This window comes from Thiocapsa sp. C2-2m (genome assembly GCF_041903745.1).
Lineage (GTDB): Bacteria > Pseudomonadota > Gammaproteobacteria > Chromatiales > Chromatiaceae > Thiocapsa > Thiocapsa roseilacustris.
Genome location: NZ_JBBWVD010000002.1, coordinates 46,239 through 57,817, shown reverse-complemented (window position 1 = coordinate 57,817; position 11,579 = coordinate 46,239). Strand labels below are relative to the sequence as shown.

Below are 11,579 nucleotides of genomic sequence, written 5' to 3'. Positions count from 1 at the left end.
CGTTGAACGCCAGAGCAACGCCGGTTCCAGCCGCCATGACCTCTATCGACCCCTCGCACGCCGCTTCAACCAAACCTCCAGCCCCTGAGCATTGAGCTCGGTGTCCAGGCTCAGCAGCTCGGCGATGGCGTCGTCCGACAGAACGACACCGTGGGCGCGGGCGCCGGCGATCAGATAGGCACGCACGGCACTTTTGATGCGGGACTCCCGGTCCGAGTCGGCGTTTCCCTCCTCGGCGAGTGCGATGTCGGCGAGTGCGCGGATGCTGGCGCGCAGGTCGTCGAGCAGGTCTGCGGGTTGCGTAACCCGGCCGTAATGGGTGAGATACATGGCCTGAGGTGCGTGGGCCATGAGCTTGTCGAGGCTGGCGAGCCAGGCGTCGGGATCGAAGGCAACCGGGGTGGTCGGGGCGAACAGCCAGGGGCCGGCGGCGGTGTCGAATTCGCGGTAGGAGATGCCGAAGGTGTCTCCGGTGAAGAAGCCGCGGCTCGTCTCGTCGTAGATGCTGCCGTGGTGATTGGCGTGTCCGGGCGTGTCGATGAACGTGAGGGTTCGGCCGGCGAGCTCGAAGGTCTCGCCGTCTTCTGCGATGATGACTCGCTCCTCGGGAACCGGGGTGAGCGCGCCGAAGTCGCGCTCAAATGCCTCCTCCCCATAAACAGCAGTGGAGCCGGCGACGAGGCGGCTCGGGTCGATCATGTGTGGCGCGCCTTTCGGATGGATGACCAGGCGCGCGTTCGGGCAAGCGGCCATCAGGGTGCCGGCACCGCCGCCGTGGTCCAGGTGGACGTGGGTCGGGATGACGTAGTCCACATGCTCCGGGGTCAGGCCCAGGTCGGCGATCACGCCCAGCAAACCGGGCACGGAGTTGGCGGCGCCCGTGTCGATGAAGGCAAGCCGATCCGCGAAGCGCACCAGATAGCAGGCGGCGAGGCCGTGCCGGTAGAGACCGGTTTCGAGGCAATAGATGCCGTCGTCGATCTGTTGGTAGGGGGCGGGTACGGTGGACATGCGCTTGCGTGCTCCGGTTCGAATCGCGTGTTTTGGATGAGGCTCGAGTCTAAACCAAGCGCCCTCTTGGTGCAGGGCGGCACCCATTGAGAGCGCGGGGTTCTATCGGGTAACGCCAGAAATTCCATCGAGTTTTTCCGTATATACCGCCTCCTGCATGAGGTAGACTCTGGTCTCTCGGCGCCGGGGCCGCTTCCCGCTTCGTGCGTTGATGCAATGGCGCCGGACATTCATCGTTCGCCCACCCCGGACAAGGTCGCGACTGCGGCATCTCGGGATCGCCCCGAGGCGTATCAGTTGGAACCTCGGCCTTCGTACCGAATCCAGGTTCAACCCGCTTGCCTTTTGCGGAAACCTTGTAGAATCTTAGTGCCTCACTCAACCTTCGCTTGGGGTCGTCTTGCTCGGGAGCTGAAGGATTGCCGACCTGCGGGTCGGCCGATACCGCAGATCCGGGCAGCCCTCTCGCCGGTTTCCATAACAATATCGGAGGAATCAGGATGGACAACACCGCCGTCGCGGACGAACCGCGCCACGTGGACCCTCGCGTCAACAAGATCACCCTGGATCACCCCTGGCAATGGCTTGCCAAGGGTTGGCATGACATCAAAGCAGCACCTGTCCACAGTCTGAGGTACGGTGCCATGATCGTGCTGCTCAGCGGCCTGATCGTCGGGCTGACGGTCATCGGGCACTTGACCTTTTTGATCCCCTTCCTGACTGCGGGCTTCTTCCTGATGGCCCCGTTCTTGGCGATCGGGCTCTATCAGATGAGCGCGCACCTGGAGCGCGGAGAGCCGGTCGATCACTGTCAGGCATTGGAGGCGTTCAAACGCAATCAGGGTCAGCTGGGAATCGCGATGGGGTTCCTCATGATGACGATGCAGCTCTGGATCCTGGCATCCATATTTCTCTTCATCATGATGTTCAACGATCCCTTTCCGCCATTCTCGCGCTTTATTCCGATCGTCGTCCTTTCGGGCGATTACATGGGACTCATGCTCGCGGTGATCCTGGTCGGCGCCTTTTTCGCCATCTGTGCCTTCTGCATCAGCGCCATTTCGGTGCCCATGCTGATCGACCGCCCGATCGACGGGTTCACGGCGATGCGCACCAGCGTCCGTGCAGTGGCACTCAATTGGTTGCCCATGCTGCTGTGGGCGGTGCTGCTGGTCGGGATCGTGGGGATCGGACTTCTGACCTTCTATATCGGGCTCTTCCTTGCCGTCCCCCTGGTGGGGCATGCGACCTGGTATGCCTATCGGGATATGGTGCCCAGAGACTGAGTGACTCCGGCCACCGTCACGTGGCGCAGAGCGCCACGGGGCATGCGTGACACCGCGGAGCGGTGTCACGAGCGCCTGAACGTTTCGGTGGCCGCTCTAATGAGCCAGCGCCCGCAACACAGGGAGCCGTTGGGCACGCTACGCTTTGCCCAACCTACGTGTTCGTGTTCATGCGGATTATGGATCGTTCCTTGGACCATCTTACCTTAACCCTCCTAGATCGCGTCGGCGATGATCTCGTTGATGTCTGCGACGCCGATTCAACCCCGAGGGCGCGCATGAGGCAACGGACGCGGTCTAGCCCGGCTCGAATCGATAGCCGAGCAGCTCGGCATCCGCGGCGAAGTGTCTCGCGACCAGCTCGGCTGTGGTATCCGTGTAATAACCCCGATAGTCCTTGCTGCGATCTGTGGCCTTGCGTGCATGCGGCAGTGCCGGCGCGGGGATCCCGATGCGCTCGCAGGCGATGGCAAAATCCTCGTGCAGACGCTCGTAGCGACCGATGAAATCGACGATCACGGCCCCGTGCAGGTCGATCAGGTAATCGCTCTGCAGCTCGATCGAGGTGTCGACGTGATACTGGTAGGGCCGCTCGGGGTCGAGCTTCCAGCGCAGGAAGGGCTCGAACTCGGTGTGGCCGCCGAGGTACTGGGGTCGTTCGCGTCGGATGTGGTGGAAGGAGCTGACCTGAAGGTCCCAGGGGTTGCGCACGAAGGCGAACTTGAACAGCCCATCGAAGACCTCCTTGGGCAACATCTCCTTCGCGGCGATCGCCTTGGCATGTCGGGGCAGCTTGGTAGCGATGCGGTGCCCGCTGAGATGGCTCAGTCGGCTGCACAGAAACATGGACCAGTACCAGGGATCGCGCCAGCGCAGCCCTTCCAAGGCGGCGCGCACGCTGGTCCCGCCGGTCTTGGCGATGTGGACGAAGAGAAAGCGGTATTTGGGTGAGAGCAGCATGGTCTCGGATCAACCGTCGTCGATAAGCGGGGATGGAAAGGTTTCACGTCGGATGACGCTGCGCTGATCCGACCTACGCGATCTGGGTTTCGGCGCTAATCGGCCGGACGGGGTTTCTTCTTCGCACGAGGATGAGCCTGGTCGTAGACCTGCGCGAGATGCTGGAAGTCGAGATGAGTGTAGATCTGAGTGGTGCCGATATCGGCATGACCGAGCAGCTCCTGCACCGCGCGCAGATCACCCGATGACTCCAGCAAATGGGTCGCGAAGCTGTGACGCAGCAGATGCGGATGCAGGTCGCGCGTCGCGCCCTGCGAGCGGGCCCATCGGGCGATGCGCAGCTCGACCGTGCGCGGGTTGATGCGCGTCCCGCGGCTGCTCACGAAAAGCGCGGGCTCGCTGTCCGCGGCCAGATTGGCGCGCACCAGCATCCAGCGCTGGACGGCCTCGCGGGCCTTGATGCCCACCGGTACGCGCCGGGTCTTGGATCCCTTGCCCAGCACGCCGAGCTCGCCCTCGGCCATGTCGATGTCGCCGAGGTTGACCGAGACCAGCTCGGCGAGCCGCAGGCCCGAGGAGTAGAACAGCTCGATCATGGCCTGATCGCGGATTGTGAGCAGATCATCCTCCGCCGGATGATCCAGCAGACTGCATAGCTGATCGGCATCGAGTGTCCCCGGCAAGCGCCGCGGACTCTTCGGTGCCCTCACCCCGACCGCCGGATTGGATCCGGCCAGACCCTCACGCAGCAGCCAGCGATAGAGACTGCGCAGGCTGGAGAGCTCGCGTTGTAGGGTCTTTCCGGAGGCCCCGCGGCGGTGCCGCCAGGCGAGATATTGGCGCACGGCCTGTTCGTCGAGTTTCTCGATCGCGATCGAGCCGGCCTCGCTCAGCCAGGCGTTCAGCCGCTCGAGATCGCGGCGGTAGGCGATCAGGGTCTGCTCGGACAGCCGTCTCTCGTGGGCGAGATGGCCGAGGAAGGATTCGATCAGGTCGCCCGATGTACTCATAGTAGTGAGTAGTGAGTAGTGAGTAGTGAGTGCTGATCCGAGCTTCGGCGGGGGCGTGGTTTAAAGTTCTCAGTTTTTCACCATCTTAAACCGCGCCAGCTCCAGCGATCGTCAAGTCTGCCGGGGCCGATCCCATCCAAAAAAATCACATACCGCACCGGGCGCGGTTTAAATCGCGTCAGCTCCGACGCTCAAGGATCTGGCCGAGGCCCATCCAATCCAAAAACGATGCACATGGCTCCGGACGCGATTTAGCTCGTCTCGTCGCAGTGCCCCAACGGCACGACGCGCAACTTCTGTCCGAGGATCTCGCCGAGCCGGTCGAGCAGCTCGGTGCCCATGTCCGGGCGAAAGCGCTCGCTGTTGTGGCTGCCGATCGCCAGCACGCCGGCATGTCCGTCCGCGCGGATCGGCACCAGCGCGGCGGACCGGATCTCGGCCCCGGCCGCGCCGAAGAGGATCTGCGCCTTCTCGCTGTTGAGCGGACCGCACAAGGCGTGGTGGCGATCGACGAAGTCGCGAAACGCCAGGGTCAGCGGATCCGGTCGTGTGCCGCTTTGGTCCAGGGTCTGGAAGAGCTTGAGCGTCATCGCCTCGGCCGAAAACTCGGTCAGGAGGCCGTCCTTGAGCAGCGCACAGATCTGCTGCGAATCCTGCGCGGCAATGACCTTCAGGACCAGATGGTGGAGCCGGCCCGAGAGCGCCTCGTACTCGCGGGCACGGGAGATGAGATGCGTCAGGCGGTGACGCTCGGCCTCGAGCTGCTTGCGCAGGAGGCGCACCTGCTGCTCGATCAGCGAGACCGCGGCCCCCGAGTCGTGCGGGATCTCGAGCGCCGCTAGGAGCTTCGGGTTGCGAGCGAAGAAGGTCGGATCGCTCAGGAGATAGTCGATGACCCTGGATTCGAGATCCGGGTCTTCGATCGCGACGGGCGCGGGTTCGAGGGGAGTCATGCGCGATATTTACCTGCAGGGGTAATGTCGGACCTCGCGAGCTCGGCCCGACCGACGGCGGGAGAGCGGGTCTCGTGGGCGCGGCCGGACCTGCCGTGGCTTCTCATAGCGTGATCTCGCCGTCGAAGACCAGCACGGCCGGTCCGGTCATCCAGACGGATTCGCCGGGACCGTTCCAGGCGATCAGAAGATCGCCGCCGGGTAGGCTGACCCGGACCCGCGTGTCCACCAGATCGCGTTGCCGGGCGTGGACCATGGCCGCGCAGGCGCCGGTGCCGCAGGCCAGGGTCTCGCCGGCGCCGCGCTCGTAGACGCGCAGGCGCAGATGATCGCGGGCGAGGATCTGCATGAAACCGACATTGACCCGTTGCGGAAAGCGCGGGTGGGCTTCGATCAAGGGGCCGAGGCGCGCGACCGGAGCTGTGTCCAGGTCCTCGACCAGGATGACGGCGTGCGGGTTTCCCATCGAGACCGCGCCGATGACCAGCGACTCGCCCGCGACATCCAGGTCATAGGTGAGCGCTTGACGATCCGCCAGAAAGGGGATCCGCTCGGGCTCGAATTCGGGTGCGCCCATGTCGACACGGACCTGACCTGCGTCCTCCAACACGTAGAGTCGGATCGGTCCCGCGGCCGTTCCGACAGGGATCTCGTCGTGCTCGGTCAGGCCACGGTCGCGCACGAAGCGCGCAAAGCAGCGCGCACCGTTCCCGCACTGCTCCACCTCCGAGCCGTCGGCGTTGAAGATGCGGTAGTGAAACTCGGTGCCGGGCAGGCGCGGCGGCTCCACCAGCAGGATCTGATCGCAGCCGATCCCGAAGCGCCGGTCGGCCAGCCGGCGGGCGAGCGCGGGGTCGATCGCGATGGGGTGCTCGGTGGCATCCAGGACGACGAAGTCGTTGCCCAGGCCCTGCATCTTGCTAAAGGCGAGTCGCATCCCTTCGCTCACCCGGGCAGGCGCCCCGAGACGGCCAGATGGCGGTCGCTGACCACGCCGACCTCGAGCCCGTCGAGCCCCGCGGCGGCCAGTTGCTCGGCGACCTCCGCCGGCTCGAAGGCGGCGAAAAGCGAGTTGCGGAAGTCGTCGCGCAAGACCTTCGGCTCGCCGTCGGCATAGGTCGCCACCAGTGCCTCGACCCAACCGGCCGAGGCCGGGCGCATCAGGTCCATGATCAGCACCAAGGCGCCGGGCTTGCCGGTCTCGATCAGGGTCTGCCACAAGACCTGCGGGTCGTGCAGATGGTGCAGCAGGCTGTTGGAGATGATCAGGTCGTAGCCGCCGCGATCCAGGGCCGCGGAGGGGATCTGGTCGCGGATCAGTCGACACCGCTTGGCCACGCCGGGCAGCGCATCGAGCGCGGTTTGGGCGAGATCGAGCATGGGTTGCGAGCCGTCGAGCGCATCGCAGGACGCCCCGGGCCAGGCGCGCAGGAAGCGGATGCTGATGTCCGCCGGTCCGCAGCCCAGATCAAGTGCGCGCGCGCCCTCGAGCGGACCGGGATCGAGCCGGCGCAGCAGCTCGATGAAGAGCGTGTTGGATTCCTTGAAATCCGCTTGGGCATAGGCGAGCGCTTGCTCGTCGCTGTCCATCAACTCGGGTTCGGGACGGCGTTTCATGACGGTAGAACGGTCTCCCCGGAGAAGAGGCTCGCGACGGTCTCGCGCTCGCGCACGAGATGGACTTGATCGCCGTCGACCATGACCTCGGGCACGCGCGGGCGGCTGTTGTAGTTGGAGCTCATGGTGAAGCCGTAGGCGCCCGATCCGCGCACGGCGAGCAGGTCGCCCTCGCTCAAGGCGAGCTGGCGGCCCTTGCCGAGGAAGTCGCCGGTCTCGCAGACCGGGCCGACCAGGTCATAGCGGGCGGGCTCGGCGTCCGTGTTGTGCCTCACCGGTACGATGTCCTGAACGGCCTGATAGAGCGCGGGGCGCACCAGGTCGTTCATTGCCGCGTCCAGGATCGCGAAGTGACGCTTGCCGTTCTCCTTGAGATATTCCACGCGGGTCAGCAGCACGCCGGCATTGCCGGCGATGGCGCGGCCGGGCTCCAAGACGATCTCGTAGGGACGATCGCCGAGCAGGTAGCTCATGGCCGCGGCATAGGCGGCGGGCTCCGGGGGATGCTCTTCGGTGTAGCGGATGCCGAGTCCGCCGCCGATGTCGAGATGCGCGATCGGGATACCGATCTCGCCGAGACGCTCGGCCAGGGTCAACACGCGCCCGAGTGCGTCGATGAAGGGGGCCAGATCCGTGAGCTGGGAGCCGATATGACAGTCGATGCCGGTCACCCGCAGGTTCGGCAGCGCTGCGGCCCGGACATAGACCTCCTCGGCCGCGTGAATATCGATCCCGAACTTGTTCTCCTTCAGGCCGGTGGCAATATAGGGATGAGTCTGGGCATCGACGTCGGGATTCACACGCAGCGATACGGGCGCGATCACACCCATCTCGCCGGCGATCCGATCGAGCCGGACCAGCTCGGACTCGGACTCGACGTTGAAGCAGCGAATCCCGACCTCCAAGGCAAAGCGGATCTCGTCCTCGCGCTTGCCGACCCCGGAGAAGATCACCTTGGACGGGTCGCCCCCGGCGGCAAGTACGCGCTCGAGCTCCCCGAGCGAGACGATGTCGAATCCCGAGCCCAGGCGCGCAAGCACGTTGAGCACCGCCAGATTGGAGTTGGCCTTGACGGCGAAGCAGACCAGATGCGGATGCTCGCGAAAGGCGCGGTCGAAGGCGCGCCAATGGCGCTCCAGCGTCGCACGGGAATAGACATAACAGGGCGTACCGAAACGCGCGGCGATGTCGGCGAGCGGGACATCCTCGGCGTAGAGGCCATCGTCGCGATAGTTGAAGTGATCCATGCGGTCTCGGGAGGCTCTCGGCGTGAAGTGATTGGGGTCGATTCGACTAGGGTGTGTCGGGAGGTGCGTTCGATTCCGGCGGCGCAACGACCGCGCTCGGAACATCCGAGCCGATATCGGCTGCGGGCGCCGGCACCACGACGACCGGCGGTTCGGGCAGATAGAGCGGTCCCTTCTGACCGCAGGCACCGATCATACTCGCGATGCCGAGCACAGTGACGAGGAGGTAGAAGGCTGTTCTGGCCCAGCAGTGCATGCGTGCCTCGTGTGGGTCGGTCCCATGACCAGCGGGAGTATAACCGGTCCGGACTTGATGTTGGTCGGGCGGCTTCCGCCGAAGCCGCCCGACATACATGGGCATGTAGTGGCGACTTTAGTCGCCCGGTGGTCCCCCAAAGCCGCCCCAGTAGGAACGGGACAATTGCCGAAAGAGTCGATTGCCGTCGGTTGTCCTAAACGTCCCGGGGCGACTGAAGTCGCCCCTACACGCCCCTACACGCCCCGACACGCCCCAAAAGGACTCAGCGCTCGGCGGTCGACTCCGCCGCCTTGCGAACAACCCGGAAAAGCGCGGCGGTCGCGCCGTCCTCGGTCGTCATCCAGAGCTGCTCGCCCTCGATACGGTAACCTCGCACCATCCCGAGCGCCGCGGCATAGGCCGCCGCCTGCTCGGCAACCGCCTGCGGGCCCCGGCAGGCCATGCGGGTGGTGGCGATGGGTCCGATCGAGAGCCGACCCGCGTCGAGGGCATAGCCACTCATGTATCGGTTGCAGCCGTCGGAGCCGGAGAGGGTACCTTCCGCGGTCAAGGCCAGGGTGATCTCGGTGCCCTTCACCGTCGAGACCAGCGCCTCCTTGCCGTTGTTGTAGGTGTCCAGGCGCCAGGTGACGCCGACCAACGGGGTTTCTGCCAGCGTTTCGAGCAGGATCAAAACGGTGCCGTCGGCATCGAGCAGCTCCAACGTCTGGCCGGCCTGCCGATAGCCGGCCACAGCGGCGAGATGCGCCGTGATCGCCTGCTCCAAGGCCATCAGCGCCTCCTCGCAGGCCATCATGGTCATGGCCATGCGCGGGTCGATCGTCAGACGATCGCCGTCGCGGGTGTAGCCGCCCGAGAAGCTGTTGCAACCCACGTTGCCCGAAACGCGACCCTCGCCGAAGGCGAGTTGCGGCGGCAGCTCGCGGGGCTCGATGGAGACGAGATCGGCCTCGGCGTCGGATCGATAGGCGAGGATGCGCCACGGCGTCGCGTCGATGGCGGGCACGGCCGTCTCGCCGCCGTCCGCGGGCGGCTCGTCGGTCGCAAAGGACGGAGCTACTATGCCGATCAGGCCGAGAAGGACCAGGGTTCGAAGGGCTAACATGCACAAAATCCTCTTGAATGCGGGTGGGTTGGGTCACGGGTTTGGCTATCGACGCAGGGAGCTCGAAATACCGCGTGCCGACGTGGCGCATTCCCCGTCGAGCTGCCGGGGGGCGGCGTAACCCCGGCAGTGTAACCCCGCCCGAAACACCTGCCGAGCCGTCGCCCGGAAACGTTGCGGGAAACCCGAGCGAATCGCTTGAGCCGCGACCCGGAATCGGCTTAATCTCCGGGTTCGCGGGATCGGGCTCACAGATCCCGGCTCACGAACCCCGCCCCGAGAAGGCAGGCCGGCAACAGGATACGCGAGGTTGATCCGCTCCATGATAGGGCCAACGTCCGAGACGCCGACACGCACGGATCCATACCCATGAGGACCGCGGCGCGCCGATATGCGCTCGGATGCCGAATCCTTGTCCTGCTCGCCGGAGCCACCTTGACCGTCCCGGCGGCCGCCATCTCCGACCCGCTCGGCCTGGAGGAGGCACTCGAGACCGTTACCGGTCACCCGCGGGTTACGGCCTCGCCGGAGATCGTCGGTCTCCTGCCCCGTCGCCAATCGCTCTACCTGGACTGTCAACGGCTGGCCTTTCGCAGCTCGAGCGTCGCCGACCCCGAGCGGAACCGGCCGCTCCAACCCCTGATCAGCGCCCGGGACGCGCAGCGCCTGGAGATCATGGAGCGTTTCTTCGACGTGCTCCTCGCCGATCTGAGTTTCTCCACCGAGAGCGAGGCCATGGCGGTCGCCTACATCCAGTTCGACCGCGCCTCCGTGCGCAACGAGCTCGGCCAGATCTCGCCGCTGCGTGTCCTGGAGCTGGAGTCGGTCTATCAGGAGATCCTGCACCGCCGCTCCGCAAGCGAGATCAGCCAGCAGTTGACGCGCGCACTGCTCGCACAGGCGCTCGGCAATCCAGCCGACCTGCCGCGCAACCTGCTGCAGCCCACGCTCACGATGCCGCCGGAGACCCCGCCGACGCTGGAGACCATCCTCGCACAGGCGGTCGAGACCCCGATCGTGCGTGACTTGATTGCCGGCCGCTCGCAGGCCGACCGGGATCTCATTCACATGGAGATCCGCCAGCAGGCGCTCGAGCTGCTGCTGCGTCTGCGCGCACTGAGCGCGGCGGAGCGCAACCTGCGCACCGAGTTGGCCTGGCGCGATCTGAAGCTCGACGAGAGTCGCACACTCTACGAGCAGGAGGTGACCGCCGACCTCGGTTACTCCATGAGTCAACAGACCCAGACCCGGCAGCAGAGCCAACGGGTGAGCTTCTGCCGTGCACTGGTGTGGGCGGAGCTCGAGGCCCTTGCCGGGCAGCCCCTCGCCGAAGCGGCAGACGGAGAACAGAATCAATGACGAAACAGGCATGGATCATCGCACTCGGCGTGCTCATGCTCGCCACGGAGGCCTTTGCCGCCGAGGAGCTTAAGGGCTGGCTCGAATGGGTGCATGAGGTCGAAATGCGCGTGCTCGAGAACGGCGTGGTCGACGAGGTCCTCGTCAGCGCCGGTCAGCATGTCGTGAAAGGCGATCTCCTCTTGAGGATGGATCAGCGCGAGGCCCAAGCCAGGCTCCTGGAGGCCAAGGCGCGCGTCGCCCGAGCGCGCGTCGAGGTGGAAAAGGCCGGGCGCGATCTCGTGCGCAGCCAAGAGCTGTTCGATCGCGGGTTGATCGCCATCGAAGAGCTCAAGGACGCCGAGCTCGAGCAGCTCGCCGCCACGGCGGAGGAGGAAGCCGCGAAGGCGGCCGAGGCCACGGCCCTGGTCGCACTCGAGCACACCGAGCTACGCGCCCCCTTCGACGGGATCCTGGTCTCGCGCAAGGTCTGGAACGGGGCGGTGATCTACAAGACCATCCAGCAGGAGCCCCTGATCGTGATCGCGCCGGACGATCAAATGCTCGCCCGCGCTCTGGTGACCGCCGGCACGCTGCGGCGCTTCAAACCGGGCCAGCCGGCGCGCATCAAGATCGACGGGGCGATGCGCGACGGGCGCGTCTACAGCCTCGGGGTCCAGGCCGTGCGCGTGGAGCTCGAAGGCGCCGTCTACTACCTCGACATCATCTTCGACCGCCGCCCGAATGAGCTGCTGCGGCCTTCCGAGACCGTGCAGATCGTTTTGCCCTAACG

The 11,579-nt window shown here is 65.5% G+C and carries 12 protein-coding genes; 3 read left to right on the top strand and 9 right to left on the bottom strand.

All coding sequences use genetic code 11. From position 1 onward, the window contains the following. Nucleotides 1–42: 42 nt before the first annotated feature. Nucleotides 43–1,011 carry an MBL fold metallo-hydrolase gene (locus AADX97_RS01675; protein WP_374231834.1) on the bottom strand — a complete coding sequence of 323 codons (969 nt, stop codon included), beginning with the start codon at nucleotides 1,009–1,011 and terminating at the stop codon, nucleotides 43–45. A gap of 500 nt (nucleotides 1,012–1,511) precedes the next feature. Here AADX97_RS01675 and AADX97_RS01670 point away from each other — a divergent pair, with 500 nt between their 5' ends. Next, the gene (locus tag AADX97_RS01670) at nucleotides 1,512–2,297 is read left to right on the top strand and encodes a DUF2189 domain-containing protein (protein WP_374231833.1); all 786 of its coding nucleotides are present in this window, start codon (nucleotides 1,512–1,514) and stop codon (nucleotides 2,295–2,297) included. A gap of 297 nt (nucleotides 2,298–2,594) precedes the next feature. Here AADX97_RS01670 and AADX97_RS01665 read toward each other — a convergent pair whose 3' ends face one another. The 8 genes from AADX97_RS01665 to AADX97_RS01630 all read right to left on the bottom strand — a co-directional run bounded on the left by AADX97_RS01665 (nucleotide 2,595) and on the right by AADX97_RS01630 (nucleotide 9,448). Then, nucleotides 2,595–3,257: a sulfotransferase family 2 domain-containing protein gene (locus AADX97_RS01665; protein WP_374231832.1), complete on the bottom strand. Its 663-nt coding sequence runs from the start codon at nucleotides 3,255–3,257 to the stop codon at nucleotides 2,595–2,597. Nucleotides 3,258–3,352: 95 nt separating this feature from the next. After that, nucleotides 3,353–4,267, bottom strand: a complete 915-nt coding sequence (gene xerC, locus AADX97_RS01660) for a tyrosine recombinase XerC (RefSeq protein WP_374231831.1) — start codon at nucleotides 4,265–4,267, stop codon at nucleotides 3,353–3,355. Nucleotides 4,268–4,518: 251 nt separating this feature from the next. Next, entirely contained in the window at nucleotides 4,519–5,220 is a 702-nt protein-coding gene (locus tag AADX97_RS01655; protein ID WP_374231830.1) for a DUF484 family protein, read from the bottom strand. A gap of 103 nt (nucleotides 5,221–5,323) precedes the next feature. Next, nucleotides 5,324–6,157: a diaminopimelate epimerase gene (gene dapF / locus AADX97_RS01650; protein WP_374231829.1), complete on the bottom strand. Its 834-nt coding sequence runs from the start codon at nucleotides 6,155–6,157 to the stop codon at nucleotides 5,324–5,326. An 8-nt stretch (nucleotides 6,158–6,165) separates the two neighbouring features. Then, a complete protein-coding gene (locus AADX97_RS01645) occupies nucleotides 6,166–6,837 on the bottom strand; it encodes a class I SAM-dependent methyltransferase (RefSeq protein WP_374231828.1) in 672 nt (223 codons plus the stop codon). Beyond that, nucleotides 6,834–8,084 carry a diaminopimelate decarboxylase gene (gene lysA, locus AADX97_RS01640; protein ID WP_374231827.1) on the bottom strand — a complete coding sequence of 417 codons (1,251 nt, stop codon included), beginning with the start codon at nucleotides 8,082–8,084 and terminating at the stop codon, nucleotides 6,834–6,836. Before lysA ends, AADX97_RS01645 begins: the two co-directional genes overlap by 4 nt. Nucleotides 8,085–8,130: 46 nt before the next feature. Beyond that, nucleotides 8,131–8,340: a lipoprotein gene (locus AADX97_RS01635; RefSeq protein ID WP_374231826.1), complete on the bottom strand. Its 210-nt coding sequence runs from the start codon at nucleotides 8,338–8,340 to the stop codon at nucleotides 8,131–8,133. A 265-nt stretch (nucleotides 8,341–8,605) separates the two neighbouring features. Continuing rightward, nucleotides 8,606–9,448: an META domain-containing protein gene (locus AADX97_RS01630; RefSeq protein WP_374231825.1), complete on the bottom strand. Its 843-nt coding sequence runs from the start codon at nucleotides 9,446–9,448 to the stop codon at nucleotides 8,606–8,608. Between the two features lie 369 nt (nucleotides 9,449–9,817). Here AADX97_RS01630 and AADX97_RS01625 point away from each other — a divergent pair, with 369 nt between their 5' ends. Both AADX97_RS01625 and AADX97_RS01620 read left to right on the top strand, forming a co-directional pair. Continuing rightward, nucleotides 9,818–10,807, top strand: coding sequence for a TolC family protein (locus AADX97_RS01625; RefSeq protein ID WP_374231824.1), 990 nt, complete (start codon nucleotides 9,818–9,820; stop codon nucleotides 10,805–10,807). Further along, nucleotides 10,804–11,577, top strand: coding sequence for an efflux RND transporter periplasmic adaptor subunit (locus tag AADX97_RS01620; RefSeq protein ID WP_374231823.1), 774 nt, complete (start codon nucleotides 10,804–10,806; stop codon nucleotides 11,575–11,577). Before AADX97_RS01625 ends, AADX97_RS01620 begins: the two co-directional genes overlap by 4 nt. Nucleotides 11,578–11,579 lie beyond the last annotated feature (2 nt).

What these genes read in the sequence shown, in the direction of transcription:
- AADX97_RS01620 (WP_374231823.1), top strand. Translation starts at nt 10,804, where the DNA reads ATGACGAAACAGGCATGGATCATCGCACTCGGCGTGCTCATGCTCGCC.
- dapF (WP_374231829.1), bottom strand. Translation starts at nt 6,157, where the DNA reads ATGCGACTCGCCTTTAGCAAGATGCAGGGCCTGGGCAACGACTTCGTC.
- AADX97_RS01630 (WP_374231825.1), bottom strand. Translation starts at nt 9,448, where the DNA reads ATGTTAGCCCTTCGAACCCTGGTCCTTCTCGGCCTGATCGGCATAGTA.
- AADX97_RS01625 (WP_374231824.1), top strand. Translation starts at nt 9,818, where the DNA reads ATGAGGACCGCGGCGCGCCGATATGCGCTCGGATGCCGAATCCTTGTC.
- AADX97_RS01645 (WP_374231828.1), bottom strand. Translation starts at nt 6,837, where the DNA reads ATGAAACGCCGTCCCGAACCCGAGTTGATGGACAGCGACGAGCAAGCG.
- AADX97_RS01655 (WP_374231830.1), bottom strand. Translation starts at nt 5,220, where the DNA reads ATGACTCCCCTCGAACCCGCGCCCGTCGCGATCGAAGACCCGGATCTC.
- lysA (WP_374231827.1), bottom strand. Translation starts at nt 8,084, where the DNA reads ATGGATCACTTCAACTATCGCGACGATGGCCTCTACGCCGAGGATGTC.
- xerC (WP_374231831.1), bottom strand. Translation starts at nt 4,267, where the DNA reads ATGAGTACATCGGGCGACCTGATCGAATCCTTCCTCGGCCATCTCGCC.
- AADX97_RS01670 (WP_374231833.1), top strand. Translation starts at nt 1,512, where the DNA reads ATGGACAACACCGCCGTCGCGGACGAACCGCGCCACGTGGACCCTCGC.
- AADX97_RS01675 (WP_374231834.1), bottom strand. Translation starts at nt 1,011, where the DNA reads ATGTCCACCGTACCCGCCCCCTACCAACAGATCGACGACGGCATCTAT.
- AADX97_RS01665 (WP_374231832.1), bottom strand. Translation starts at nt 3,257, where the DNA reads ATGCTGCTCTCACCCAAATACCGCTTTCTCTTCGTCCACATCGCCAAG.
- AADX97_RS01635 (WP_374231826.1), bottom strand. Translation starts at nt 8,340, where the DNA reads ATGCACTGCTGGGCCAGAACAGCCTTCTACCTCCTCGTCACTGTGCTC.